22 protein-coding genes, 1 tRNA gene and 1 pseudogene are annotated in these 24,299 nt (G+C 68.2%); 10 read left to right on the forward strand and 14 right to left on the reverse strand.

What is annotated here, in order from left to right; genetic code table 11:
• Positions 1-4: 4 nt before the first annotated feature.
• Genes N2M23_RS09250 through N2M23_RS09265 form a run of 4 tightly spaced genes read right to left on the reverse strand, consistent with a single transcriptional unit; the run spans position 5 to position 2,596 of the window.
• Complete coding sequence (locus N2M23_RS09250) at positions 5-916, reverse strand: L-threonylcarbamoyladenylate synthase (protein ID WP_265444938.1); 912 nt, start codon at positions 914-916, stop codon at positions 5-7.
• Positions 913-1,941 carry a GNAT family N-acetyltransferase gene (locus tag N2M23_RS09255; protein WP_265444940.1) on the reverse strand — a complete coding sequence of 343 codons (1,029 nt, stop codon included), beginning with the start codon at positions 1,939-1,941 and terminating at the stop codon, positions 913-915. The genes N2M23_RS09250 and N2M23_RS09255 overlap by 4 nt, the downstream gene beginning before the upstream one ends.
• 44 nt (positions 1,942-1,985) lie before the next feature.
• Positions 1,986-2,387: a type II toxin-antitoxin system VapC family toxin gene (gene vapC, locus N2M23_RS09260; protein ID WP_265444941.1), complete on the reverse strand. Its 402-nt coding sequence runs from the start codon at positions 2,385-2,387 to the stop codon at positions 1,986-1,988.
• Positions 2,384-2,596, reverse strand: a complete 213-nt coding sequence (locus N2M23_RS09265; RefSeq protein ID WP_265444943.1) for a type II toxin-antitoxin system VapB family antitoxin — start codon at positions 2,594-2,596, stop codon at positions 2,384-2,386. The genes vapC and N2M23_RS09265 overlap by 4 nt, the downstream gene beginning before the upstream one ends.
• Positions 2,597-2,722: 126 nt before the next feature.
• On the opposite strand from N2M23_RS09265, the gene N2M23_RS09270 reads away from it, so the two are divergent.
• Positions 2,723-3,283 carry a pentapeptide repeat-containing protein gene (locus tag N2M23_RS09270; RefSeq protein WP_265444944.1) on the forward strand — a complete coding sequence of 187 codons (561 nt, stop codon included), beginning with the start codon at positions 2,723-2,725 and terminating at the stop codon, positions 3,281-3,283.
• A gap of 105 nt (positions 3,284-3,388) precedes the next feature.
• Here the strand turns inward: N2M23_RS09270 and N2M23_RS09275 are convergent.
• A pseudogene (locus N2M23_RS09275) lies at positions 3,389-4,366 on the reverse strand (acyltransferase family protein); the annotation flags it as partial.
• 175 nt (positions 4,367-4,541) lie between these two features.
• Between N2M23_RS09275 and N2M23_RS09280 the strand changes: the two are divergent.
• Genes N2M23_RS09280 through N2M23_RS09290 form a run of 3 tightly spaced genes read left to right on the forward strand, consistent with a single transcriptional unit; the run spans position 4,542 to position 7,701 of the window.
• On the forward strand, positions 4,542-5,906 hold the full coding sequence (locus N2M23_RS09280; RefSeq protein WP_265444946.1) for an extracellular solute-binding protein: 1,365 nt from the start codon (positions 4,542-4,544) through the stop codon (positions 5,904-5,906).
• Positions 5,906-6,835 (forward strand): carbohydrate ABC transporter permease, encoded by a 930-nt coding sequence (locus N2M23_RS09285; protein WP_425270208.1) that lies wholly within the window; start codon positions 5,906-5,908, stop codon positions 6,833-6,835. The genes N2M23_RS09280 and N2M23_RS09285 overlap by 1 nt, the downstream gene beginning before the upstream one ends.
• A complete protein-coding gene (locus tag N2M23_RS09290; protein WP_265444948.1) occupies positions 6,832-7,701 on the forward strand; it encodes a carbohydrate ABC transporter permease in 870 nt (289 codons plus the stop codon). Before N2M23_RS09285 ends, N2M23_RS09290 begins: the two co-directional genes overlap by 4 nt.
• A 266-nt stretch (positions 7,702-7,967) precedes the next feature.
• Here N2M23_RS09290 and N2M23_RS09295 read toward each other — a convergent pair whose 3' ends face one another.
• Positions 7,968-8,309: a DMT family transporter gene (locus tag N2M23_RS09295; RefSeq protein WP_265444949.1), complete on the reverse strand. Its 342-nt coding sequence runs from the start codon at positions 8,307-8,309 to the stop codon at positions 7,968-7,970.
• A gap of 36 nt (positions 8,310-8,345) precedes the next feature.
• On the opposite strand from N2M23_RS09295, the gene N2M23_RS09300 reads away from it, so the two are divergent.
• Both N2M23_RS09300 and N2M23_RS09305 read left to right on the forward strand, forming a co-directional pair.
• Positions 8,346-8,903, forward strand: coding sequence for a TetR/AcrR family transcriptional regulator (locus N2M23_RS09300; RefSeq protein WP_265444950.1), 558 nt, complete (start codon positions 8,346-8,348; stop codon positions 8,901-8,903).
• Positions 8,890-9,303, forward strand: coding sequence for a DUF5360 family protein (locus tag N2M23_RS09305; protein WP_265444952.1), 414 nt, complete (start codon positions 8,890-8,892; stop codon positions 9,301-9,303). The genes N2M23_RS09300 and N2M23_RS09305 overlap by 14 nt, the downstream gene beginning before the upstream one ends.
• On the opposite strand, the gene prmC is transcribed toward N2M23_RS09305, so the two are convergent.
• The 3 genes from prmC to rpmE all read right to left on the reverse strand — a co-directional run bounded on the left by prmC (position 9,257) and on the right by rpmE (position 11,538).
• Positions 9,257-10,120 carry a peptide chain release factor N(5)-glutamine methyltransferase gene (gene prmC / locus N2M23_RS09310; RefSeq protein ID WP_265444953.1) on the reverse strand — a complete coding sequence of 288 codons (864 nt, stop codon included), beginning with the start codon at positions 10,118-10,120 and terminating at the stop codon, positions 9,257-9,259. The two genes, N2M23_RS09305 and prmC, sit on opposite strands and share 47 nt — an antisense overlap.
• A 16-nt stretch (positions 10,121-10,136) precedes the next feature.
• Positions 10,137-11,234 (reverse strand): peptide chain release factor 1, encoded by a 1,098-nt coding sequence (gene prfA, locus N2M23_RS09315; protein ID WP_265444954.1) that lies wholly within the window; start codon positions 11,232-11,234, stop codon positions 10,137-10,139.
• Between the two features lie 88 nt (positions 11,235-11,322).
• Positions 11,323-11,538: a 50S ribosomal protein L31 gene (gene rpmE / locus N2M23_RS09320; protein ID WP_171153925.1), complete on the reverse strand. Its 216-nt coding sequence runs from the start codon at positions 11,536-11,538 to the stop codon at positions 11,323-11,325.
• Positions 11,539-11,710: 172 nt separating this feature from the next.
• On the opposite strand from rpmE, the gene N2M23_RS09325 reads away from it, so the two are divergent.
• The 3 genes from N2M23_RS09325 to N2M23_RS09335 all read left to right on the forward strand — a co-directional run bounded on the left by N2M23_RS09325 (position 11,711) and on the right by N2M23_RS09335 (position 16,578).
• Positions 11,711-12,562, forward strand: a complete 852-nt coding sequence (locus N2M23_RS09325) for an LLM class flavin-dependent oxidoreductase (protein ID WP_265444956.1) — start codon at positions 11,711-11,713, stop codon at positions 12,560-12,562.
• Positions 12,563-12,667: 105 nt separating this feature from the next.
• A complete protein-coding gene (locus tag N2M23_RS09330) occupies positions 12,668-14,563 on the forward strand; it encodes an N-acetylmuramoyl-L-alanine amidase (RefSeq protein ID WP_265444957.1) in 1,896 nt (631 codons plus the stop codon).
• Positions 14,564-14,673: 110 nt separating this feature from the next.
• Positions 14,674-16,578: an N-acetylmuramoyl-L-alanine amidase gene (locus N2M23_RS09335; RefSeq protein WP_265444959.1), complete on the forward strand. Its 1,905-nt coding sequence runs from the start codon at positions 14,674-14,676 to the stop codon at positions 16,576-16,578.
• Positions 16,579-17,079: 501 nt separating this feature from the next.
• Here the strand turns inward: N2M23_RS09335 and rho are convergent.
• From rho to lysA, 5 genes are all read right to left on the reverse strand, one after another.
• Positions 17,080-19,041: a transcription termination factor Rho gene (gene rho, locus N2M23_RS09340; protein ID WP_265444961.1), complete on the reverse strand. Its 1,962-nt coding sequence runs from the start codon at positions 19,039-19,041 to the stop codon at positions 17,080-17,082.
• 208 nt (positions 19,042-19,249) lie between these two features.
• Entirely contained in the window at positions 19,250-20,191 is a 942-nt protein-coding gene (locus tag N2M23_RS09345; RefSeq protein ID WP_265444962.1) for a homoserine kinase, read from the reverse strand.
• Between the two features lie 5 nt (positions 20,192-20,196).
• Positions 20,197-21,285, reverse strand: a complete 1,089-nt coding sequence (gene thrC, locus N2M23_RS09350) for a threonine synthase (protein ID WP_265444964.1) — start codon at positions 21,283-21,285, stop codon at positions 20,197-20,199.
• Positions 21,285-22,574, reverse strand: a complete 1,290-nt coding sequence (locus N2M23_RS09355) for a homoserine dehydrogenase (RefSeq protein WP_265444966.1) — start codon at positions 22,572-22,574, stop codon at positions 21,285-21,287. Before N2M23_RS09355 ends, thrC begins: the two co-directional genes overlap by 1 nt.
• Positions 22,575-22,582: 8 nt before the next feature.
• Positions 22,583-23,950, reverse strand: a complete 1,368-nt coding sequence (lysA, locus tag N2M23_RS09360; protein WP_265444967.1) for a diaminopimelate decarboxylase — start codon at positions 23,948-23,950, stop codon at positions 22,583-22,585.
• A 126-nt stretch (positions 23,951-24,076) separates the two neighbouring features.
• Here lysA and N2M23_RS09365 point away from each other — a divergent pair.
• A tRNA-Arg gene (locus N2M23_RS09365) sits at positions 24,077-24,151 on the forward strand.
• Positions 24,152-24,299: the final 148 nt, after the last annotated feature.

The raw sequence follows: 24,299 nt of genomic DNA on the forward strand, positions 1-24,299 counted from the left end.
CACCTTATTTCTCGGGGTCGGGCTGGTCGGCGTGCTGGTCGGCAGACGGACCCGCGGCGCCGGGCGCGTCGTGCTCCCACTGCTGGCCGAGGGTCGGCGGCTGTGCGGGGGCATCGGCGGAGTCGTGTATGACGGGGGCCGCCTGGGCGACGGCCGCCGCGTCCGCGGGCTTGTCCAGGTCGATCGCGGCGCCCGCTGACCCGTCGTCCCCGGCCGGCTTGTCGAGGTCGACGAGCGGCTGCTCGGGCACCGCCGAATTGACCGCGCGGCCGCTGATCAACTCGACGTCTCCGAGCACCTTGCGCAGGGCGTCGTCGGAAATCGTGCCCTCGCGCAGCACCACCGGGTCGGGCTTGGTGCAGTCGAGGATCGTCGAGGAGGTGTCGGCGCCGCGCTCGCCACCGTCGAGGTAGACGTCGACGTAGTGGCCGAGCATGAATCCGGCCTCGGTGACGGTGGTGGCCGACGGCTTGCCGGTGCGGTTGGCCGAGCTCACCGCGAGCGGGCCGGTGCGCTCGAGCACCGCCAAGGTGATCTCGTCGTCCGGCATCCGCAGCCCCACCGTGCCGTTGGTGTCGCCGAGGTCCCAGGCGAGGGACTGCTGCGCACGCAACACGAGCGTGAGTCCGCCGGGCCAGAACGCGTCGATCAGCCGCCATACGTATGACGGGACGGACATCGCCAACCCGTCGACCGTCTGCCGATTGGGAATGAGCACCGGCGGCGGCATCTCCCGACCGCGCCCCTTGGCTTCCAGCAACTGCGCAACCGCCGCGGCATTGAAGGCATCGGCGCCGATCCCGTAGACGGTGTCGGTCGGGATCACCACGCACTCGCCGCGCAGAATGGCGTCGCTTGCGGCGGTGATGCCGTCTTCACGCGATTCGGGGGTGCTGCAATCGAAGACCGGGCTCACGCGGGCAAGTTTGTCAGATCAGTCTCCAGCTCATGCAGCACATCGACGCGTCGGAAACCGAACGCTCCGTTGGCTCGCTGCATCGCAGTGTTGTGGCGTTCGGTGTGGGTCTGCAGGAAGCGGAGCCCGGCGCGCAGGTGGTCGGGCAAGTCATGAAGCTGGCGCAGGTTGGCCAGCTTCATCCGCAGGCCGAGGCGGTGCCCCCGGTGATAGCGGTCGACAAAGGTGTCGTCCTGCACCAAGAACTCGGTGTCGTGACGCGAGAGGTAGATCTCGGTGTAGCCGGCACCCCTGCCGTCGGCGGTCAGGGCCGCGGTGCGCAGCCGGGTCCAGCCCTGCTCGGCGAAGTTGCGCTCGGCCTCCCGGATGCGGTCGACGTCGACCGGCTGCGGGGTGCGGGTGAGCTCGCCGGTCGGTACGTCCTCGTCCATGTGGGTGCGCATGCGGGACCACTCGGCGACCAGGTCGTCCGGGCAGCGATCGACCCATGACCGGATGACGTAGTCGTCGCGTGGGAATGTCTGCTGGAGCCTGGCCAGGTGGCCCTCGTCGGCGGGCAGGTCGAGCACGAGGCGATCCTCAGTGTTCACCGTGCGAAACCCGTGCTTCTCGGCGAACCGGCCGCCGGGAGTGTGCGAGAGCGCCAGGCCGGGCCGGAGGTAGAGCTCGGTCTGGACGATGCGCCGATCGTGTTGTACCGCAAGCTCTTTCACGTATGACGCAAGCCGCGCACCCACCCCGCGGCCCTGCGCGGCGGGGCTGACGCCCAACTCGACTGACATCGTCTCCACGTCCCATCGCAGCGGCAACTTGTCCTCCGCTCCCCCGACGCAGATCCCCCTGTCGAAGGCCGCGACCGCAAGGTGCCGGGTGCGGTCGCTCGGGCGGCCGAAGTAGGCGCGCACCGACTCGACGGACGACCACCACGCCGATTCGCGGTCGGCCAGATGCGCCTCCCGGATCGCGGCGTGCCAGGAGGCGAAGGCGTCATCGCCGGGTCCGATGTCACGGATGCCGATCGTCATACGGCTGGAGTGTGGGGCTGGTGGCGTCACGTGGCTACCAACTCTCAGCGGCAGAACTCATGGCGCAACGGCACCACTTCCGCAATGGCCGTGAAGTCGGCATCCCGGTGCACCAGGGACGCACCGTGTCGGAGCACGACAGCAGCGATGAGACAGTCGTTGACCTTGCGGACCGGGCGACCGATCGCGCGCGCCGCCCGGTAGATGTCGGCCGCGGACTCATAGTCGGCCCGCTCATCCACGGCGAGAACGGGGATGGCTTTCGTCAGTTGTCGCACCGCTTCCAACTCACGCGGATTGGTTGCCCCACAGAGCAATTCGAGGGCGACTGTACCCACTAGTGCCAACTCGGACGGATCACGCAGCAGTGCACGGACCCGCAACGCAACGGGGGATCCGGTCCCCCGCAGAAACTCGATCCACGCCGAGCTGTCGATGACGATCATTCGCCGTCGCGCATCTCCGGATCACGCAACGCGTCGAGGTCGCCGGACCAACCCATTCCTTCGAGCGACAGCAGTGCCGACGAGTTAAGCGGTGCCGGGTCGAGGGCGCGCAAGCCCGCCGCCACGGCCTCTCGCTTGGTGCGGAAGCCGTGCCGTTGCATGACCCGACCGATCAGCGCATCGTCGATCTCGATGTTTGTGCGCGTCATACACCAAGTTTACACCTCCCCAGAAGCGCCCACTTGTCACGTCAAACCCCGACTTGTCACGTGCAGGAACACGTGACAAGTCGGGGTTTCGTGGACCAGTCGGTGCCCGCTGCCACACTCGGCCACATGGAGCTGCTCGACCAGACGTATGCCGGGCCCGAACTGCGCAGGCTGCTCGCGGATGCCACTGAAGCGGTCGAGCTGGTGCGCTGCGACCTGACCCGCGCGGACCTGCGCGACGCCGACCTGACCGAGGTCGCGTTCACCGACTGCGTGCTCGACGAGGCACGTCTGGACGGTGCGTCGATGGGCGGTGCGCGGTTCGTCGGGTGCCGCCTGATGGGCGTCTCGATGCCGCAGACCCGCGGGCTAGGTTTCACCATCCAGCGGTCAAACCTCTTCGCCGCCAACCTGATCGGCGCCGTGCTCTCGCACACCGATCTCACCGGGTGTCGCTTCACCGAGGCGATCCTGCGCGGCACCGACCTGCGGTCCTCCACCCTCGACGGCTGCGACCTGACCCAGGCCGATCTCTACGACGCCAACCTCGACGGCGCGGACCTACGCGGCGCCTCGCTCGGACCCTGCGACCTCGACCGGCTCCGGGTGCTCAAGGGCGCGCTGATCACGACCGAGCAGGCCCGGGCGATCGTGACCGAGCTGACCGGCGTGGTCGTGCTCGACTGAAGCGCGCTCGGACCTGCGGCCGAAGCGCCGTGCGGCCGGCGCCTCGATGAAGTGGTGAGCGGCGCACGCCAGCAGACCGAGGAGCACCACCTCGACCGCCACCAGCCCGATGCGGATCGGCTGGCTCCAGCCTCCGGCGACCGCCGTGGGCAGCAGCAGGTCCATCAGCGACCCGAACGGCACGTGCACCAGGTACAGCGCGAACGAGACCTTGCCGGCATACACGAACGGCCGACTCGCCAGCAGCGCCGCGAAACCTCCTGTGCCATAACCGAACCCAGCGACTGCCAGCGTGCAGAAGAACAATGCCGCGGAGGTGACCCACCAGTGGTCGTCGAGCAGTGGCAGCGCACCGATCAGTGCGATGAGCGCGGCAGATGCGATCAGGCCCGCGCCCCGCACTCGCCTGAGGTATGGCGCAAGTCGCGCGAGCGCCACTCCCACAGTGAAGGCGGTGAGCACCCGGATCGGTGCGACCGCCTGTCCGTCGACACCCGGGTAGGCCCATGACCCGTAGCCGTCGACGAGCACCAGCGCGGCGATGAGTCCGGTGAGCAGCCAGCCGCGAGCGCGCTCGGAACGCGCGACCACGACCACGACGGCCGGGAAGAGCAGGTAGGCAAGCCATTCGGCGGACAGCGACCAGGCGGGCAGGTTCCAGCCCATGTCGTTGCCGAACCAGCTGCGCACCAATGTCAGGTCTCCGATCGCGCCCCGCAGCGTCGGGTCCGCCACATGCGCGCCGAGCATGAACAGTAGGACCATCGCGACGAGCGTGACCAGGTGCAACGGGTAGATCCGGGCCAGGCGCTTGCGCAGGAAGTGCAGGTAATCGCCACGCCCGGAAGCGAACTCCTCGAAGTGGTTGTGCGCGAGCACCAGCCCGGACAGCACGAAGAACAGGTCGACTGCGAAGTAGCCGCTGTTGGTGATCGCGCTGTCCGGCAGCTCCGGCCAGATCGCCCACCAACGACCGGATAGATGGGTCAGCACCACCCACGCGGCAGCGACGATACGTAGTCCGGTCAGGGCGCGCAGGTGCTCGGGACGGCGTGGTGGATGGGGCATCACAGCCCACATCATCGACCGCAGTTGTTCACGCGGTCAGTGTTTCCTGTGTGTTTCCTTTGCGAAGATCCGACTGAACCGCTCCAGCGATCCGACCGAAATCGGCCCATGAGCAGGCAATTCTTGCCACAGTAGGCACACGTCGCGTCAACGGCTGCCGCGACGACCGCTCGTCAGGATGTGATGCTTGATGCCCGACCCGCAACCGGGAGTCAGCAGGAGGACAGCCCTGTGGTTCACCGCAGGCTCGGTGATCGCCCTGCCGCTCGGCCTTGCCGGCTGCGGGAGCGACTCCAGCGACGCGGTGAAGCTGACCTACAAGCAGTTCGGCTCCGGCACGATCATGGGCGACTTCCTGCGCGGTGTCGTGAACGAATACTCCGCGAGTGGATCCGGGTCGGCCGTCGACCTCATTCCGTTGGTCGCCTCGGAGAACGATTACTACACCAAGACCGAGCTCATGATGAGCAGCGGCCGGACCTCGCCCGACCTGGTCTACGAGGACACCTTCATCCTGCGCTCGGACGTCGCGGCCGGCTATCTGCGGCCGATCGATGACTACCTGGCGACCTGGCCGGACTGGAAGCTCTACTACCCGACCACGCAGGACGCGGTGAAATACACCGACGGCAAGCATTACGGAGTGCCGTTGTCCACCGACACCCGCGCGATCTGGTTCAACCGCAAGCTGCTGGCCAAGGCGGGCCTGCCCGAGACGTGGCAGCCGAAGACCTGGGACGACATCCTCACCGCCGCGCGCGCGATCAAGCAGAAGCTGCCCGGCGTCATACCCATCAACATCTGGTCGAGCAAGGCGATGGGCGAGGCAACGTCGATGCAAGGCTTCGAGATGCTGCTCTACGGCACCGATTCCACGCTGTATGACGAGAGTCGCGGCAAGTGGGTCACCGGCTCGAAGGGGTTCGTCGACGCGCTGCAATTCATGCGGACGGTCTCGGCTGAGAAGCTCGGCCTGCAACTGTCGGACGCGCTCGACCCCAACATGGGAGATCGGCTCTACAACGTCCTGTGGCCCAACGAGAAGATCGCGATGGCGGTCGACGGCAGCTGGATCCCGGGTGCCTGGATCGGTGGGTCGTGGCCGGACTGGAGCAAGAGCATGTCGGTGGCGAAGATGCCGACCCAGCACGGCGCCGCACCAGGACTGGTCACCATGTCGGGCGGTTTCTGCTGGGCGATCCCGAAGCACGCGCAACACCCCGACAAGGCCTTCGATTTCGTGCGCACCATGTGCAACCGGAAGAACAACACCGACTACTGCATCAAGGACTCCCAGATCGCAGTGCGCTCAGACACCGCCGCCGAGCCGACCTACCAAAAGTCCACTCCCACAACGAAATTCATGACCGATCTGGTCAAAAGCACCACCTACCGACCGGCGCTCGCGCCATACCCGCAGATCTCCAACGCGATCCAGATCGCCTGCGAGGCGATGCTCATCGGATCGAAGACCCCGGCGGCGGCCGCTGCCACCTACGACTCGATGCTCATCGACATCGTGGGTCGGGACCAGACCATGAAGGCAGGTGCGTGATGGCTGCCGTCGCCGAAACCTCAACGATGCCAGTGGATCCGCGGCGCAGCGGCAACAGCGACCCGGCACGCACCGCACGCCGCGGTATGCCGCTGCTCCCGGCCCTCGTGCTGCTACTGATCTTCATGGCCGGACCGGTGATCTACTCGATCTACCTGGCCTTCACCAACAAGGCAGTCCGCGGCGAGGGCGCCGACAGCACGTCGATGGTCGGTTTCGCCAACTTCACCGAGGCGTTCTCACAGCCCGACTTCTGGAACGCCATGTGGCTGACGCTGGTGTTCACCGTCGTGTCGGGCGTGATCGGGCAGAACGTGCTCGGTATGGCCTTGGCGTTGCTGCTGCGCAAGTGCGCGGCGTGGGTCTCCTGGATCACCGGGACGGTGGTGATCGGCGCGTGGATCATCCCCGAGGTGGTCGCCGGATACCTTTGGTACACCTTCCTTTCCGGCGACGGCTCGCTCAACAAGGTGTTCGGCTGGTTCGGGCTCGGACCGCAGGACTGGCTGATCAGCGCACCGATCGTGGCCGTGTCGTTCGCGAACATCTGGCGCGGCACGGCCTTCTCGATGCTCACCTATTCGGCGGCACTGTCCCAGCTCGATCCCGAGGTCGAGGAGAGTGCAGCGATCGACGGCGCCGGACCGATGCGCCGCTTCTGGTCGATCACCGTGCCGCTGATCCGGCGCTCGATCATGACCAACCTGCTGCTCACCACGCTGCAGACGCTGTCGGTCTTCGGCCTGATCTTCGTGATGACCGGCGGCGGCCCCGGCACCGAAAGCCAGACGCTGCCGCTCTACATGTACGAACAGGCTTTCAGTTTCGGGCAACTCGGCTACGGCACCGCCGTCGCGCTGTTGTTGCTGCTGGTCGGCGGTGTCGCCGCGCTCGCCTATCTGAAGGTGCTGCCCAAGGAGGACCTATGAGCACCGAAGCACCCGCCCTGCCGCGTACGGCGAAGCGTCCCCGCTCTCGCGAGGCCGCGGTCAAGACCGGCTCCAGCGGCATCCTGCTGATCGTCGCGTTCCTCTTCTGCATCCCGCTCGTCTGGGTGATCCTGGCGTCGTTCGACAAGAACGCCTCGCTCGCGGTGTCCTGGCCCGGGTCGCCGACCTTCGACAACTACCGCGGCGTGCTCAACGAGAAGACGACCTACCGGCCGATCTGGAACTCGTTGCTGCTGTGCGGCGGCGGCACGATCATCACCGTGGTCTGTGCGGCGCTCGCGGCATACCCGCTCAGCCGTTATCGCTCCCGCGGGACCCGGCCGTTCTTGATGACGATCATCTTCGCCAGCGGACTGCCGATCACCGCGATCATGATCCCGGTCTACGCGATGTTCGTGCAGGTCAACCTGATCGACTCGATGCCCGCCGCGGCGGCCTTCCTCGCCGCATCCTCGCTGCCCTACGCGATCTTCCTGATGAAGAACTTCATGGACGGGGTGCCGCACGAGCTCGAGGAGTCCGCCTGGACCGAAGGCGCCGGCATGGTGCGCACCCTCTGGTCGATCGTGCTCCCACTCATGCGACCGGGTACGGCGGTGGTCACGATGCTGACGTTCGTCGGCATGTGGGGAAACTTCTTCGTGCCGTTCATGCTGCTGCTGTCACCGGACAAACTGCCCGCGGCGGTGTCGTTGTTCACCTTCTCCTCGCAATACGGGCAGGTGCAGTACGGCCAGCTTGCCGCCTTCTCGATCCTCTACTCGCTGCCGGTGGCGCTGCTCTACCTGCTGCTCGGCCGGCGGCTGCGGGACGGTTTCGTCGCTGCGGGCGGGGTGAAGGGCTGAGCGGGGTGAAGGGCTGACGACCGTCGTCGGAAAAGTGCAACCGACGTCGCACTCGCGCACCTTCAGCGCGACCGTCGTCGGAAAAATGCAGCCCGCGCCCCACCCGCGCACCTTCAGCGCGACCGTCGTCGGAAATGTGCAGCCCGCGCCCCACCCGCGCACCTTCTGCGCGACCGTCGTCGGAAAAATGCAACCCGCGCCGCACCCGCGCACTTTCAGCGCGACCGTCGTCGGAAAAATGCAGCCCGCGCCGGCGGATCACGCTGTCAGTGTGCGGCGCTCGAGCTCTCCAGCAGCGCGACGCCGCCGATCACCAGCACGATGCCGAGGCCCATCCGCCAGGTGAGCGGATCGTCGAAGATCACCTTGCCGAGCAGGGCCGTCGCGGCGACGCCGATCGCCGACCAGATGCCGTAGGCGACGCCCACCGGCATGCCCTGCTTGAGCACCTGGGCGAGCAGGACGAACGCCCCGCCATACCCGAGGGCGATCGGGATCAGCCAGATCAGTTTGGTCAGGCCGTCCGATGCTCGCAGCGACAGGGTCGCGGTGACCTCGAGTGCGATCGCTCCCGCGAGCATCAGCCACGACGCGGTTCGTCCGTCCATGGATTTACTGTACCGCACGTGCGGTACAGTAAATCCATGAAGAACAACCTGCTTCCGGCGCGGATCCTGACGGCTGCCCGCCGGGTGCTCGTGCGCGACGGAGCCGACCGGCTCACCCTCGCCGCAGTCGCGGCGGAGGCAGGGGTGACCGTGGGCGGCGTGCGCTACCACTACGCCAACAAGCGGGCCCTCCTCGAGGCCTTGGTCTCCGACTTCGTGAGCGCCTTCGACAGCGTCCTTGCCGAGGCAGCCGGCGAGCCAGGAGCGCGCACCCGCGCCTATATCGACGGCACGTTTGCGACCACGCCGAACGACACCGGTGAAGGGACCGCTCCGACAGCGGGCATCCTCGCCGCAATCGCGGTGGACACCGATCTCCTGCAGCCGTTACGAGCGCACTACGACCGCTGGCAGAGACTCCTCGACGCCGACGGGCTTCGCCCGGAGGTGAGCATGACGATCAGACTCGCGATGGACGGCTACTGGGCCGCAGCGACGCTTGGCCTCGCCGCACCCGACAAGGACCTGAGCGGCGACGTCCAGCGTTACGTGATCGAACTGTTGGACCGGGAGCTCGGCCGTGCAGACGCGTGACCGCACCCTCACCAAGCGCACCATGTTTGTGACCGACGTCGGCTTTCTCTGCTACTGGCTGCTCACCGCCGGCGGCGCTATCAGTGTTGGCGTGGACCCGTTTCTGCACCAATGGAATTGGTCGTTCATCGGACTCGATTTGTTGGCAATCGCGCTGGGCCTGCTGAGCGTGGCAACGGCCCGGCGCAGTCCCGAGCGGAGCCGCATGCTCATGGTGATCTCGCTGACCGCCACCGCTGCAGCGGGACTAATGGCGATCAACTTCTACGCGATCCGGTGCAGCTTCGACCCGGCCTGGTGGTTGCCCAACCTCTGGCTCCTGCTCTTCCCGGTCATCGCGCTCGGCCGAATGTTCACCAAGCTCGACGCACCGCAGTCACCGCACGCGGTCGCTCGGTGAGGTCGAGATGGTCGCTGACGCGACTCCACACGCCCTGCTGACGCAACGCGGCAGGTAGCGAATCCCCTTGTGAATCAGCGTGTTCCATGATGAGCACGCCGCCGGGGCGCAACAACTGCGCGGCGCGCGCCGCGACCACGATCGGGATGCGCAAGCCGTCCTCACTGCCGCCGTAGAGCGCGACCTCCGGGTCGTGGTCGCGCACCTCGGGGTCGATCGGCACCATCCCCACCGGGATGTATGGCGGATTGCTCACGACCAGGTCGACTCCCCCGTCGAGGTCGGGGAACGCGGATTCGGCTGCGCCGCAGTCGATCTCGACGTCGAGACCGAGGTTGTCGCGGTTGCGGGCCGCCCACGCGTGTGCCATCGGGTCGAGCTCGATCGCCGACACGTCAGCGGCGGGCAGCTCGTGCTTGATCGCGAGCGCGATCGCGCCGGACCCGGTGCACAGGTCGACAACGGTGGGCGCCGACACATCGGCCACGGCCCGCAGCGCCAGGTCGACCAGCAGCTCGGTCTCCGGGCGCGGCACGAAAACGCCTGGCCCTACTGCGAGTTCGAGGTGACGGAAAGGCGCGGTGCCGGTGAGGTGCTGCAGCGGCACCCGGGCACGGCGCTGCGCGACCAGTTCGTCATACGCCTGACGGGTGGCGGCGTCGAGGGTTGCTCCGAGCACCAACTGCCGCTGCAGCTCAGCGCCCGGCACCCCGCGCACGTGCGCCAGCAGCGCGAGCGCGTCGGCCCGCGCACTCGGCACGCCCACCTCCCGCAGCTGCGCCGTCGCGGCGTCGACCGCCGCACGCAGGCCGGTCATCGGGCTGACCCGGTCATCAGGCGGACGCGGACCCGTCGGCGACTGCCGCCATACGGGCCGCCTCGTCCATCTCGATGGCCGACTGCACGACCGGGTCGAGGTCGCCGTCGAGCACTCCGTCGAGGTTGTAGGCCTTGAAGCCGGTGCGGTGGTCGGCGATGCGGTTTTCCGGGAAGTTGTAGGTGCGTATGCGCTCGCTGCGGTCGACCGTGCGCACCTGCGAGCGCCGGGCGGCCGACGCCTCGGCGTCGCGCTCCTCCTGCGCCATCTGCCGTAGTCGCGCCTTGAGCACGCGCATCGCCGCCTCCTTGTTCTGCAGCTGCGACTTCTCGTTCTGGCAGGACACCACGGTGCCGGTCGGCAGGTGCGTGATGCGCACCGCGGAGTCGGTGGTGTTGACCGACTGACCGCCGGGCCCGGACGACCGGTAGACGTCGATCTTCAGGTCGTTCGGGCCGAAGTCGATCTCGTCGTCGTCGCCCTCGTCGAGGTCGGGCATGACGAGCACGCCGACTGCGGAGGTGTGGATGCGCCCCTGGCTCTCGGTGACCGGCACGCGCTGCACCCGGTGCACGCCGCCTTCGTACTTCAGGCGCGCCCACGGCGCCGTGCCCGGCTCCGGCTGACCCTTGGCCCGGATCGCCACGCGGACGTCGGTGTAGCCGCCGAGATCGGACTCGGTGCCGTCGGTGATCTCGGCCTTCCAGCCGGAGCGCTCGGCATACCGGAGATACATGCGCACCAGATCGGCTGCGAACAAAGCAGATTCGGCGCCGCCCGCGCCAGCCTTCACCTCAAGTATGACGTCGCGGTCGTCGTCCTCGTCCCGCGGCAGCAACAGCTTGCGCAGCCTGTCCTCGGCCTCGCCGACCTGCTGCTCGAGGCCGGGGATCTCCGCGGCGAACGACTCGTCCTCGGTGGCCAGCTCGCGCGCGGCGTCGAGGTCGTCGTGCGCCTGCTGCCAGGTGCGGTAGGCCGCGACGGTCGGGGCCAGCGCGGCATAGCGCTTGTTGAGCTTGCGCAGCGCCGTCGGGTCGGCATGCACGGCCGGGTCGGCGAGCTGCCGCTCCAGGTCGGCGTACTCGTCGGCTACGGCTGCTGCGGACTCGTTCATGCTCTGCCTTCGGTGAGGGGTGCGCGGATGCAAAACGCCGGCCCCGACTCCTTCGGCCAGAAGGAGTGGGACCGGCGGTGCTCTTGAGTTACTTCGCGGCCTTCTTGCCGTAGCGCTCCTGGAAGCGGGCCACGCGACCACCGGTGTCCAGAATCTTCTGCTTGCCGGTGTAGAACGGGTGGCACTGCGAGCAGACGTCGGCGCTGATGCGGCCGGACTCCGCAGTGCTGCGGGTCGTGAAGGTCGCACCACAGGTGCAGGTCACGACGGTTTCACCGTATGCCGGGTGAATGTCCTTCTTCATGGAAGTCTCCTTGCGATCTCTTGCCCTCCGGGTCGCATCGCTGGTGCGGCACGTGAACCGGTGGGCCAACCGAAGATTCTGCCAGGTGGCAGACCATCAGTCCAAACGAGAAGCGTTCCCGACATATTCCGCGCGCGGGGCGGCTGTCGGTGGGGCGTCATACGGTCGGAGCATGAGATTTGCCTATGTCGTGCCGATGACGACCGAGCGCGAGTTCGTGGAGCTGGCGCAACTCGGCGAGGAGCACGGCTGGGACGCCGTCTTCAGCTGGGAGGCAGTCTTCCGGCACGACGCTTGGTCGACGCTCGCGGCCGCGGCAGTGTCGACCGAGCGCATCCGGCTCGGCACCCTGCTGACGCCGGTGCCGCGGCATCGGCCGTGGGACCTCGCGGCGCGGATCGGCACGGTCGACCGGCTGAGCGACGGCCGGGTGATCCTCGGCGCCGGACTGGGCGCGCCCAATGCCAACTGGCTGGCCTTCGAGCCCGACGAGGGGCGCAAGGTCCGCGCCCAGAAGCTCGACGAGGGACTCGACGTGGTGACCGGGCTGCTGCGCGGGCAGCCGTTCTCGTATGACGGGACCCACTTCCAGGTGCGCCCGACTGAGGAACTACTGCCGCCTCCCCCGGTGCAGCGGCCGCACCCGCCGGTCTGGGTGGTCGGCGCGCTCGTGCCGGGCAAGGCGCGGCAGCCGTCGCTGGCTCGGGCAGCGCGCTTCCAGGGCATCTTCCCGGCGGTGGCCGGAGTCGACGAGGGCTCCTCCGGCATCAACCCCGAATTCTTCGCCGACATCGTCGACCGACTGAGAGTCCTGCGGGCCGACGCAGGTCTGCCGTGGGAGGGCTACGACGTGGTCCTGGAGGCCGACTCCTACGGGCAGTTCCTCGACCTGCCGGGCGGGCCCGCTGACTGGGCGCAGGCCGGCGCGACCTGGTGGGTGGAGTCATGGTGGTCGCTGCCGGAAGGGCCGGACTCCGTCGCCGAGCTGCGACGCCGGATCGGCGCCGGCCCACCCCGTGTTTGAGCACCGGCCGCACCGCGGCTGAACACCCGGCCGATAACTCGAATTGGCGAAATCCTTACCTGGGCAATACCTTTCGCGTCCTCGGCGCTGCCATGGTGGGTCACCATGACCGGTCCGCTGTCTCGCCGAAATTTCCTGGTCGCCGCGCTCGCCGTGCCGCTCACCGCTGCAGCAGCACCCGCCCTCGCGGTGGACCAACACGACCAGTTCGCACCTGCCGCAACGAAATACGCGGTGCCGCCCGCGGTCCTGGCGGCGATCTCCTACGGACAGACCCGCTGGGAGGACCACGAGGGCGCACCGAGCACCAGCCTCGGTTACGGCCCGATGCACCTGATCGACGGCGCGGCCGTGCGCGCACAGCGCGACGCCGCGCGCGGCGAGAGCGCCCCCGGCGCGCTCGACACCCTCGGCCAGGCCGCGGCGCTCACCGGCATCGACAAGCAGCGTCTGCGCACCGACCCGGCGTCGAACATCGCGGGCGGCGCGGCCGTCCTGGCCGACGCACAGCGCAGTCTGGGGCACCCCACCGGGACCGGCACCGACCCAGCGACCTGGTATGCCGCGATCGCGGCAACCTGCGGATTCACCTCTGCCGCAACACAGCTGGGCTTCGCCGACGACGTCGTGGCCGATCTGCGCAAGGGCGTGAGCAAGCAGGCGGCCGGCGCGAAGCTGCAGCTCGCTCCGAGCAAGGTCGGTGACGTCACCGCGCAGCGTGCACCACTGGCCGCCCGTGCCGACGCGGCGCGCCGGACTCTGGCCGCCGCGGCGGTCGATGCACCCACGGGGCTCGCCGTGGACGACGTGCCGGCGCCATACGAGCAGTTGAGCGGGGGCGGTTACGGCAACCACGACCTCGCGCGACGACCTGCGTCACCGTCGATCACCCACATCGTGATCCACGACATGGAGGGCTACTACGCGAGCAGCCTCAAGCTGGTCCAGGACCCGACGTATGTCGCGTGGAACTACTCGGTCCGCTCCAGCGACGGGCGGATTGCGCAGCACCTGCAGGCCAAGGACATCGGCTGGCACGCCGGCAACTGGTACTTCAACATGCATTCGATCGGCATCGAGCACGAAGGTTTCGCGGTCGCCGGCCCGAAGTGGTTCAGCGAGGCGATGTACCGCACCTCGGCGAAGCTGGTCGCCTATCTGGCCACCAAGTACGGCGTGCCGCTCGACCGGGCGCACATCATCGGTCACGACCAGGTGCCGGCGACAACCACCTCTGGGATCGCCGGGATGCACTGGGACCCGGGCCCCTTCTGGGACTGGGAGCACTACTTCGAGCTGCTGGGCAAGCCGCTCACCACGGGCACCACGACGACCGCGCCGGTCATCGGGGACGTGGTGCGCATCCTGCCCGGCTTCGCCGGCAACGGGCAGGTCCTCACCGGCTGCGACACCAACAACCCGCCGCTCTGCGTCACGAACGGCCCGCAGCCGGGCGCCAACTTCGTCGCGTTGCACAAGTTGGCGAGCGACAGTTCTCCCCTGGTCGACGACATCGGCGCGCATCCGGACGGCTCGGCCTCGACCACGAACCCGTCCGACGTCAGCGCGCGCGCCGCCGCCGGCACCGACTGGGTGGTCGCTGCGGTCGACGGCGACTGGACCGCGATCTGGTATCTCGATCAGCTCGCGTGGTTTAAGAACCCGAAGGCAAAGCCGACCGCCCGAGTGGTGACCGGTGGGCGCAAGGCGCGCCCGAAGACCGGGCCGATCAAGCTCTACGGCCGCGCCTACCCGGAAGCTTCGGCATACCCGAGCTCCGTTACGGCGCAACCGATTTCGGCATACAGCTACGTGTGGGGCGTCGGCCAGGAGTATGCCGTTGTCGACGAGCGGGTGCCAACGGACTACTACAAGAGCGGCGGGTTCGACCTCAACGCTCCGGGCACCCACATCGATGTCGTCGGGACGACCAAGTACTACCTGGTCAACTTCGGGCACCGGCTGATGTATGTCAAGGCGGCGGACGTCGTCGTGAGCTGAACCGGCCGCGAAGTTCTTCGACGATTGGAAAGCATTTACCCACCAATCGGTGGCATGGTGAATCAGTCAGCGTTCACCCCCGGCTAGCGCCCGTGCCCTTCGGAGACACCATGAGTAGACCGCTCTCCCGACGAAACTTCCTGGTTGCCGCACTCGCGGTGCCGCTCACCGCGGCCGCCGCGCCCGCGCTCGCGGTGGACGAGCAGGACCTGTTCACAACTGCCGCGGCCAAGTACGGCGTGCCGCCCGCGGTGCTCGCTGCCGTCTCCTACGGACAGACTCGCTGGGAGGACCACGCCGGCCGGCCGAGCACCAGCCTCGGCTACGGCCCGATGCACCTGATCGACGGCACCAAGGCACAGTCCCTGCGCGACAACGCGCGGGGTGACTCGGCGCCCTCGGTGGTCGACACTCTCGCCCAGGCGGCCACTCTCACCGGCATCGACACGCAGCACCTGCGGACCGATCCGGCGTCGAACATCGCCGGAGGCGCCGCCGTGTTGTCCGCCGCGCAACGCGCGCTCGGGCACGCGATCGGCACCGGCACCGACCCGGCGAGCTGGTATGCCGCGATCGCCAGCACCAGCGGATTTACCTCTGCCGCAACGCAGCTGGGCTTCGCCGACGACGTCGTGGCCGACCTGCGCAAGGGCGTGAGCAAGCAGGCAGCCGGCGCGAAGCTGCAGTTGTCACCCACCAAGGTCGGTGACGTCAGCGGTCAGCGGGCGCCGTTCGCCAAGCGCGCCGCCGAGGCGGCCAAGGCCCGGCAGTCGTCGCCGATCGACGCCCCGAAGGGGCTCGCGGTCGATTGGGTGCCTGCGCCATACGAACAGACGGGACCGACTCCCGGCGACTACGGCAACCACGACCTGGCCCGCCGGCCGAAGGCGCCGATCATCAACCAGATCGTCATCCACGACATGGAGGGCTACTACGCCGGCAGCCTCAAATTGGTCCAGGACCCGACCTACCTGGCGTGGAACTACTCGGTGCGCTCCAGCGACGGGCAGATCGCGCAGCACCTGGAGAGCAAGGATGTCGGCTGGCAGGCCGGCAACTGGTACGTCAACATGCATTCGATCGGGATCGAGCACGAGGGCTTTGCGGTCGACGGGCCGAAATGGTTCAGCGAGGCGATGTACCGCACCTCCGCGCGACTGGTCGCCTATCTCGCCAGGGAATACGCCATCCCGCTGGACCGCGCGCACATCATCGGCCACGACCAGGTGCCGGCCACGACCACCGCCGGGATCGCCGGGATGCACTGGGACCCGGGCCCCTTCTGGGACTGGGAGCACTACTTCGAGCTGCTGAAGGCGCCTCTGGACCGGGGAACGTTCCGCAACAAGGAGATTCGCGCCGGCGACGTGGTGCGCATCCTGCCCGGCTTCGACGGCAACGAGCAGGTCGTCACCGGTTGCGACACCAACAACCCGCCGATCTGTGTGGTCGACGGGCCGCAGCCGGCGACCAACTTCGTCACACTGCACAAGCAGCCGGACGAGGGTGCTCCCCTGGTCGACGACATCGGCCGGCACCCGGACGGTTCCGCCTCGACGACCGAGCCGGACGACATCAGCGCCCGCGCAACGGCCGGCACGGACTGGGTGGTGGCCGAGGTCTACGGCGACTGGACCGCTATCTGGTATCTCGGGCAGAAATCGTGGTTCCGCAACCCGGTGAAGTCGCCGACCGCGCGGGTGGTGAAGAAGGCTCGTGTCGCGACCGCCAAGACCGGTGCCGTGCCGCTCTACGGCCGGGCCTATCCGGAAGCCTCGGCATACTCCGATCCGACGGATGTGCAGGCGATTTCGCCATACAGCTATGTGTGGGGTGAAGGTCAGTCGTACGTCGTGGTCGACGAGGACGTCCCCACTGACTACTACAAGGCCAAGACCTATGACATCGACACCCCGAACGACCACATCGACATCGTCGGCAAGACCGAATATCTCATGGTCAGCTTCGGCCACCGGGTGATGTTCGTGCAGGCGAAGGACGTGCGGGTGAGCTGACGCTCGTCGGTATGGCGCAGGCGCCGGATCCCGCGCGGGTCCGGCGCCTGCGCGTTGACGCGTGCACAATCCGCAACCGTTTCGAGTTATGCACGCCCCAGGCCGGATCCGCGCGCACAACCCGCAACCGTTTCGAGTTATGCACGCCCCAGGCCGGATCCGCGCGCACAACCCGCAACCGTTTCGAGTTATGCACGCCCCAGGCCGGATCCGCGCGCACAACCCGCAACCGTTTCGAGTTATGCACGCCCCCGGCCAGGTCCGCGCGCACAACCCGCAACCGTTTCGACTTACGCACGCCCCCGGGCCGGGTCCGCGCGCACAACCCGCAACCGTTTCGACTTATGCACGCCCCCGGGCCGGGTCCGCGCGCACAACCCGCAACCGTTTCGAGTTACGCACGCCCCCGGCTCCACGCCCCGCCGCATACCGGGGCATACATCGAGAGGCCCACGAAATCCGCTGGATTTCGTGGGCCTCTCGATGACTTGCGTCGCTCGCTCAGTCCTCGTCGTCGAGCTTGATCGAGCTGGTCTGCTGCACCTGCATCAGGAACTCGGTGTTCGACGCGGTCTTCTTCAACCGGTCGAGCAGCAGCTCGATGCCCTGCTGGGAGTCGAGCGCGGCGAGCACGCGGCGCAGCTTCCACATGATCTTCAGCTCGTCCTGGCCGAGCAGGATCTCCTCGCGGCGGGTGGACGACTGGTTGACGTCGACCGCCGGGAAGATGCGGCGCTCGGCGAGCTGACGCGACAGGCGCAGCTCCCAGTTGCCGGTGCCCTTGAACTCCTCGAAGATGACCTCGTCCATCTTCGAACCGGACTCGATGAGCGCGGTCGCGAGGATGGTGAGCGAGCCACCGTTCTCGATGTTGCGGGCCGCACCGAAGAACTTCTTCGGCGGGTAGAGCGCGGCCGAGTCGACACCACCGGACATGATGCGCCCGCTGGCCGGCGCGGCCAGGTTGTAGGCGCGACCGAGGCGGGTGATGCCGTCGAGCAGCACCACGACGTCCTGACCGAGTTCGACCAGGCGCTTGGCGCGCTCGATCGCCAGCTCGGCGACCTCGGTGTGGTCGGAGGCGGGACGGTCGAAGGTCGAGGAGATGACCTCGCCCTTGACCGAGCGCTCGAAGTCGGTGACTTCCTCCGGCCGCTCGTCGACGAGCACGACCATCAGGTGGCACTCGGGGTTGTTGGTGGTGATCGCGTTGGCGATCGCCTGCATCACCAGGGTCTTACCGGCCTTGGCGGGCGCGACGATCAGGCCACGCTGGCCCTTGCCGATCGGCGCGACCAGGTCGATCACCCGGTTGGTGATGTGCTTCGGGTCGTCTTCCAGACGCAGCCGCTCCTGCGGGTAGAGCGGGGTCAGCTTGGAAAACTCGACGCGCTCCTTGGCCTTCTCCGGAGTCATCCCGTTGACGGTGTCGACCCGCACGAGCGCGTTGAACTTCTGCCGGCTCGGCAGCTGCTCACCCTCGCGCAAGGCCCGTATGGCGCCAGTCACGGCGTCGCCCTTGCGCATGCCGTTCTTCTTCACCATGCCCAGCGGCACGTAGACGTCGTTCGGGCCGGGCAGGTAGCCGCTGGTGCGGACGAACGCGTAGTTGTCGAGCACGTCGACGATGCCGGCCACCGGCACGAGGACGTCGTCCTCGCGCACCGCCAGATCGACGTCGCCGAAGTCGTCGCCGCGGCCACGCCCGCGCTTGCGGTCGCGGCCCCGCTGCCGACGGCGTCCGCCGCGGTTGTTGCCGTCGTCGTTCCAGCGGTCGTTGTTGTTGCCGCCCTGCCGGTCGTTGCCGCCCTGGTTGCCCTGGCGGTTCTGACCCTGCTGACGGCCACCCTGCCGGTCGCCACCTTGCTGACGGTCGTTGTTGTTGCCGCCGCCCTGGTTGCGGTCGCGGTCGTGACGGTCGTTGCCGCCCTGGTTACGGTCCTGACGGTCCCCGCCCTGCTGACGGTCCCCGCGACGACCGCGGTCGCCCTGGTTCTTGTCGGACTGACCCTTGTCGGACTTGTCGGACTGCTCGCCGTCGGCGGGCTTGTCCTGCTCGCCAGCCTGGCCCGACTTGTCAGAGTCGGCCTTCTCAGAGTCGGCCCTGCCCGTGTCCGCCTTGTCAGACCGGCTCTGCGCTGCGCGCTGTTCGGGCTCGGCCTGCGGCGCGGGCTGCTCGGCCGGGCGCTCCTCGGGAGTCGTGGTGCCGGAGCCGGCGCGGCGCGGCGCGCGGCGCGCGCTCGTCGTACCGCCGTTGCTGGTCCCCCCGGACGCAGCGCCCCCTTCGGCGCCACGCTCGCGGATCGCCGCGAGCAGGTCGCTCTTACGCATTTTCGAGGTGCCGCTGATGCCCATCGTCACCGCGAGCTGCTTGAGCTCGTCGAGCTTCATGGTGCTGAGGCTGCCCCGGGAACTCGGCGCAGACTCGTTGGTCGACGCAGTGAGTTCGGTGGTGTCTGTCACGAAGGTTCCTTCCCCCTCGTCTGTGCCGGCCTCTCGATGGGCCGATCGTGTTGGGGTGTCACTTTGAGTCGCGCTGGATGCGGCGACCTCATCGCCATACGGCAAGGACCGAGTTGATCGGCCCGGAGCCTTCGGTGATGAGGCATCGAGTGAAGCCGGGACGAAAATGTCACGCGGCCGACTAACTGCCTTCGATGCAGCACCCAACTTACACCGTGGAAGGTGTGGAACGCGAAACGACCCGCACGCCGGTCGTGGCGACGCCAGGTTGCAGCACCTGCCAGGTGTCGCCGAGGTCCTGCGCGCTGAGGGCGGGCGGCTGCGTGCCGAGGACGAGAACGGCCGGCCCCGCGCCGGAGATCGCCGCGGCTTCGCCGCGCGACCGCAGCACGTCCACCAGGCCCATGCTCTCGGCGTATGACGGGCGTCGCGCCTCCTGGTGCAGCCAGTCTCGCGTTGCCGGGTACAACACCTGCGGATCACGCGTCATTCCTTCGACCAGCAGCGCCGCTCGGCCGACGGTCGACGCTGCCGCCGAGAGACTGACCGTGTCACCCAGTGCGGCCCTGGCCTTGTCAGTGGCGAGCGTGGCATGCGGGATCAGCACCGTCGGGGTGATCCCCGGGTGCAGCGGCGGCCGCACGGTGCGCCATCCGCCGCCGTGGTCGTCGGCCCAGGAGACGGTGAACCCGCCGTAGACACTCGCGGACGCGTTGTCCGGGTGCCCTTCGGCGTCACCGGCCAGATTGTTCAGCAGCGCCAACGAGGCTTCGTCGTCGATGTGATCGCGCACGAGCGCCAGCCCGACTGCGAGGCCGGCGACGATGGCCGCGGCCGACGACCCGAGCCCGCGCGAATGCGGAATCTCGTTGCGGCAGTTGAGGATCACGCCTGTGGGCGGCTCTATGCCGAGATGTCGCCACATCGTGACTGCGGACTGCCAGATCAGGTGACCGTCGTCGGTCGGGACGTCGTCGGCGCCGTGACCGTCGACGCTGATCACCAGTTGGTCGCCGCCGATCGTCGCCTGGACGGTGTCGAAAATGCCGAGCGCAAGGCCGATGGAGTCGAAGCCCGGGCCAAGGTTGGCGCTGCTGGCCGGCACCTGCACCGTGACCGAGCTACCGGGCGAAAAAGCTTGCCGATCCACGAAATTCAGCCCTCGAGATCGAGAGCGCGGGCGGCGGTCACGGCGTCGACCGGGATCCGGGTCGGCTGGACGTCCTCGCCGTCGGCGTTGCGGAGCGCCCACTGCGGATCCTTCAAGCCGTGCCCGGTCACGGTGCACACGATCGTCGCCCCGGCCGGGACGTCGCCGCGCGCGTGCATCATCAACAAACCGGCGATGCTCGCAGCCGAGCCCGGCTCGACGAAGACGCCCTCCTTGCTGGAGATGACCCGGTGCGCCTGCAGGATCTGCTGATCGCTGACCGCGTCGATCAGCCCGGACGACTCGTCCCGGGCGGCGAGCGCCTGTCGCCAGGAGGCCGGGTTGCCGATGCGGATGGCGGTGGCGACGGTGTCCGGCTCGTCGATCGGGTGCCCCTTGACGATCGGCGCCGCGCCCGCCGCCTGGAAACCCCACATCTGCGGCGACTTGGTCGCGTGACCGTCGGAACCCTTTGCCAGAGCTGCGGATTCGCGATAACCCTTCCAGTATGCCGTGATGTTGCCGGCGTTGCCGACCGGCAGGCAGTGGATGTCGGGGGCGTCGCCGAGCACGTCGATGACCTCGAACGCGGCGGTCTTCTGGCCCTCGATGCGGGCCGGGTTCACCGAGTTGACCAGCTCCACCGGGTAAGACTCGGCGAGTTTTCGCGCCACATTGAGACAGTCGTCGAAGCTGCCCTCGACCTGCAGCAGCTCAGCGCCGTGGGCGATCGCCTGGGCGAGCTTGCCCATCGCGATCTTGCCCTCGGGGACGAGCACGCCACACGTCATACCCGCCTTGATCGCGTATGCCGCAGCAGACGCCGACGTGTTGCCGGTCGACGCGCAAATCACTGCTTTCGCACCGGATTTGGCGGCCATCGAGATCGCGGCCGTCATGCCGCGGTCCTTGAACGAACCCGTCGGGTTGAGCCCCTCGAACTTCACGTAGACCTCAGCGCCGACGAGCTCGCTGAGGTAGTCGGCATGGATCAGGGGCGTGCCCCCCTCACCGAGGGTGATGACGGGAGCGTCACGCAACATCGGCAGACGATCGGCGTATTCGCGGATCACACCGCGCCACTGTTGGGCCATCACATACCTTCCACGCGGAGCACCGATGCGACCTCGTGCACGTCGTCGGCGGCTTGTAGACCTTCGACCGTGCGAGCCAACGCCGCGTCGGTCGCCTGATGGGTGACGATCTGCAGCATGGCCAGCCCGTCGTCGGAACGGACGACGCCCTGCCGCATGCTCTCGATCGAAACTCCTTGATTTCCAAAGACATTCGACACCCGTGCCAGCACGCCGGGCTCATCCTGCACATCGAGCCGGATGAAGTAGCTGGTGCGCGCCTGGTCGATCGACAGGATCGGCAGGGCGGCGTATGCCGACTCCCCCGGCCCGCGGCCGCCGTCGACCTTGTGGCGGGCCGCCTGCACCAGGTCTCCGAGCACCGCCGAAGCCGTCGGCTGCGCGCCGGCGCCCTGGCCGTAGAACATCAGCTCACCGGCGAGCTCGGTCTCGAGGAAGACCGCGTTGAACGCTTCCCGCACGGACGCGAGCGGGTGGGACCGAGGCACGAGCGTCGGGTGCACCCGGGCACTGACGCCGTCGGCGGTCCGCTCGCAGATCGCAAGCAGCTTGACCGTGCACCCGATCTTGCGCGCGTCGCGGATGTCATCGGCGGTGATGCCCATGATCCCTTCGCAGTGCACGTCATCGGTCGAGACGCGGGTGTGGAAGGCGAGCGAGGCGAGGATCGCGGCCTTGGCCTGCGCGTCATGGCCCTCGACGTCGGCGGTCGGGTCGGCCTCGGCATACCCCAGTTGTTGCGCCTCGGCGAGCACGTCGGGCAGGGCAGCGCCGGTGCGGTCCATCTTGTCGAGGATGAAGTTGGTGGTGCCGTTGACGATGCCCATCACGCGCTGCACCGAGTCGCCGGCGAGGGATTCGCGCAGCGGCCGCAGCAGAGGTATGGCGCCGGCGACCGAAGCCTCGAACGACAGGTCGACGCCGCGGGCATCCGCGGCCTCGTAGAGCTGTGGCCCGTCGGCACCGAGCAGCGCCTTGTTGGCGGTGACCACGCTGGCGCCGTGCTCGATGGCGCGCAGCAGCAGTGCGCGAGCCGGCTCGATGCCACCCATCAGCTCGACCACGAGGTCTGCCTTGGTCACCAGACCCTCGGCATCCGTGGTCAACAGGTCTGCCGACACCCCGGACGCGGGCCGTGGTTTGGCTGGGTCGCGCACCGCGACGCCGATGAGTTCGAGCGGCGCGCCGACCCGGGCTGCCAGGTCGGCGGCGTCGTCGACGAGCCGTCGGGCAACCGCGCTGCCGACCACGCCGCAGCCGAGCAAGGCCACTTTCAAGGGCTCTGCCATGACGTTAACTACTCCCCCTCCAGGGCCAACAGGTCGTCGATCGTCTCGCGACGCAGCCAGGTGCGCACCTCGCCGCCAGTCAGGGCGAGCACCGGCGGCCGGGGCACGTGGTTGTACTGGCTTGCCAGCGACCGACAGTAGGCACCGGTCGCCGCGACCGCGAGCAGGTCACCGGCAGCGGTGTCCGCGGGCAGCTGTGCCTCTCGGACGACGATGTCACCGGACTCACAATGCTTGCCCACCACTCGGGTCAGCATGTCCGCGCTGTCGCCACCCCGATTGGCAAGCGCCGCGGCGTAATCGGCCTGGTAGAGCGCGGGCCGCGGGTTGTCGCTCATGCCGCCGTCGACGGACACGTAGGTCCGCACGAGCGTGTCGGTCGCCTGCACCGGCTTGACCGTGCCGACCTCGTAGAGAGTGATGCCGGCAGGACCGATGATCGCCCGACCGGGCTCGATCGAGACGCGCGGCACCGGCATACCCGCCTCGGCGCAGGCATCGCGCACGATGGTGGCGAGTTGGCCGGCCATCTGCGCCTCGGTCAGCGGCGTGTCGGTCGGCAGGTAGGCGATGCCGAAACCGCCGCCGAGGTCGAGCTCCGGCAGCGTGACGCCCTGCTCGCGCGCGACCTGCAGCTGCAGGGTGATCAGCCGCTGCGCGGCGACCGCGAAGCCGTCCGACTCGAAGATCTGCGATCCGATGTGGGAGTGGAAACCAAGCAATTCCAAGGCATTCGAGCGTGCGAGCACCCGCGCGGCCGCCTCGGCCACTTCCCCTCCATCGAGCGAGAAGCCGAACTTCTGGTCCTCGTGCGCGGTCGCGATGAACTCGTGGGTGTGCGCCTCGACACCGGTTTTGACCCGCAGCATCACCTTGGCCCGAATGCCGCGCTGCTCGGCGGAGGCCGCAACCCGCTCGATCTCGTCGAAGGAGTCGACGATGATCCGGCCGACGCCGTAGTCGAGCGCGGCGTCGATCTCGGCGACCGACTTGTTGTTACCGTGCATCCCGATGCGGGCGCCCGGGAAGCCGGCCTTCGCCGCGACCGCGAGCTCGCCGCCGGTGCAGACGTCGAGGTTCAGGCCCTCGGAGTCGAGCAGCCGCGCGAGCGGGGTCGCGAGGAACGCCTTGCCGGCGTAGAACACGTCGCATTGTGTGCCGATGGCGCCGAACGCGGCGGCGAACTCGTCCCGGAAGCTGCGCGCACGGGCCAGCAGGTCCTCGACGTCGATCAGGTATGCCGGGGTGCCGTATGCCGCGGCCAGCTCCGTCAAGGCTCGGCCGCGCAGCGCAAGGGCGCCCTCGGAGTCGCGGGTGAGACCGGCCGGCCACACGTCGGCCGCGGTCGCCTGCTGCAGGTCGGGGCTGGAAGTCACGGGCGACACGATACGGCGGGGCGTGTTCGGTCCTACCGGCTCGTCCGGCGGGTGGTCTGCTGAGAGCTCGCCGATTCGGAGCAGCGGCGGACGGCTGATAATGTTGCCCAGCGCGGTTCGCCGCACGCCCCCGTAGCTCAGGGGATAGAGCACCGCCCTCCGGAGGCGGGAGCGGAGGTTCGAATCCTCCCGGGGGCACCACAAGGTCAGCCGCTTTGCGGCTGACCTTCTTGCATCCCGGGCAGTAGCCCCCGGCACGCCCAGGCGACATCCAGCTGAGTCCCGTTGCGCTGCCAGCAAATTCCCAGTTCAACGCCCTGGCGGCGCGACCCGGTCGCAGTTGGACGGT

This window comes from Flexivirga meconopsidis (genome assembly GCF_026162425.1).
GTDB classification, from domain to species: Bacteria; Actinomycetota; Actinomycetes; order Actinomycetales; family Dermatophilaceae; genus Flexivirga; species Flexivirga meconopsidis.

Excerpts from the sequence above, each read along its gene's own strand:
- N2M23_RS09280 (WP_265444946.1), top strand. The coding sequence starts at position 4,542 with ATGCCCGACCCGCAACCGGGAGTCAGCAGGAGGACAGCCCTGTGGTTC.
- N2M23_RS09335 (WP_265444959.1), top strand. The coding sequence starts at position 14,674 with ATGAGTAGACCGCTCTCCCGACGAAACTTCCTGGTTGCCGCACTCGCG.
- N2M23_RS09255 (WP_265444940.1), bottom strand. The coding sequence starts at position 1,941 with ATGACGATCGGCATCCGTGACATCGGACCCGGCGATGACGCCTTCGCC.
- N2M23_RS09355 (WP_265444966.1), bottom strand. The coding sequence starts at position 22,574 with ATGGCAGAGCCCTTGAAAGTGGCCTTGCTCGGCTGCGGCGTGGTCGGC.
- N2M23_RS09295 (WP_265444949.1), bottom strand. The coding sequence starts at position 8,309 with ATGGACGGACGAACCGCGTCGTGGCTGATGCTCGCGGGAGCGATCGCA.
- N2M23_RS09285 (WP_425270208.1), top strand. The coding sequence starts at position 5,906 with ATGGCTGCCGTCGCCGAAACCTCAACGATGCCAGTGGATCCGCGGCGC.
- rpmE (WP_171153925.1), bottom strand. The coding sequence starts at position 11,538 with ATGAAGAAGGACATTCACCCGGCATACGGTGAAACCGTCGTGACCTGC.
- thrC (WP_265444964.1), bottom strand. The coding sequence starts at position 21,285 with ATGGCCCAACAGTGGCGCGGTGTGATCCGCGAATACGCCGATCGTCTG.
- N2M23_RS09265 (WP_265444943.1), bottom strand. The coding sequence starts at position 2,596 with ATGACGCGCACAAACATCGAGATCGACGATGCGCTGATCGGTCGGGTC.
- N2M23_RS09330 (WP_265444957.1), top strand. The coding sequence starts at position 12,668 with ATGACCGGTCCGCTGTCTCGCCGAAATTTCCTGGTCGCCGCGCTCGCC.
- N2M23_RS09290 (WP_265444948.1), top strand. The coding sequence starts at position 6,832 with ATGAGCACCGAAGCACCCGCCCTGCCGCGTACGGCGAAGCGTCCCCGC.
- N2M23_RS09325 (WP_265444956.1), top strand. The coding sequence starts at position 11,711 with ATGAGATTTGCCTATGTCGTGCCGATGACGACCGAGCGCGAGTTCGTG.
- prfA (WP_265444954.1), bottom strand. The coding sequence starts at position 11,234 with ATGAACGAGTCCGCAGCAGCCGTAGCCGACGAGTACGCCGACCTGGAG.
- N2M23_RS09300 (WP_265444950.1), top strand. The coding sequence starts at position 8,346 with ATGAAGAACAACCTGCTTCCGGCGCGGATCCTGACGGCTGCCCGCCGG.
- prmC (WP_265444953.1), bottom strand. The coding sequence starts at position 10,120 with ATGACCGGCCTGCGTGCGGCGGTCGACGCCGCGACGGCGCAGCTGCGG.
- vapC (WP_265444941.1), bottom strand. The coding sequence starts at position 2,387 with ATGATCGTCATCGACAGCTCGGCGTGGATCGAGTTTCTGCGGGGGACC.
- N2M23_RS09270 (WP_265444944.1), top strand. The coding sequence starts at position 2,723 with ATGGAGCTGCTCGACCAGACGTATGCCGGGCCCGAACTGCGCAGGCTG.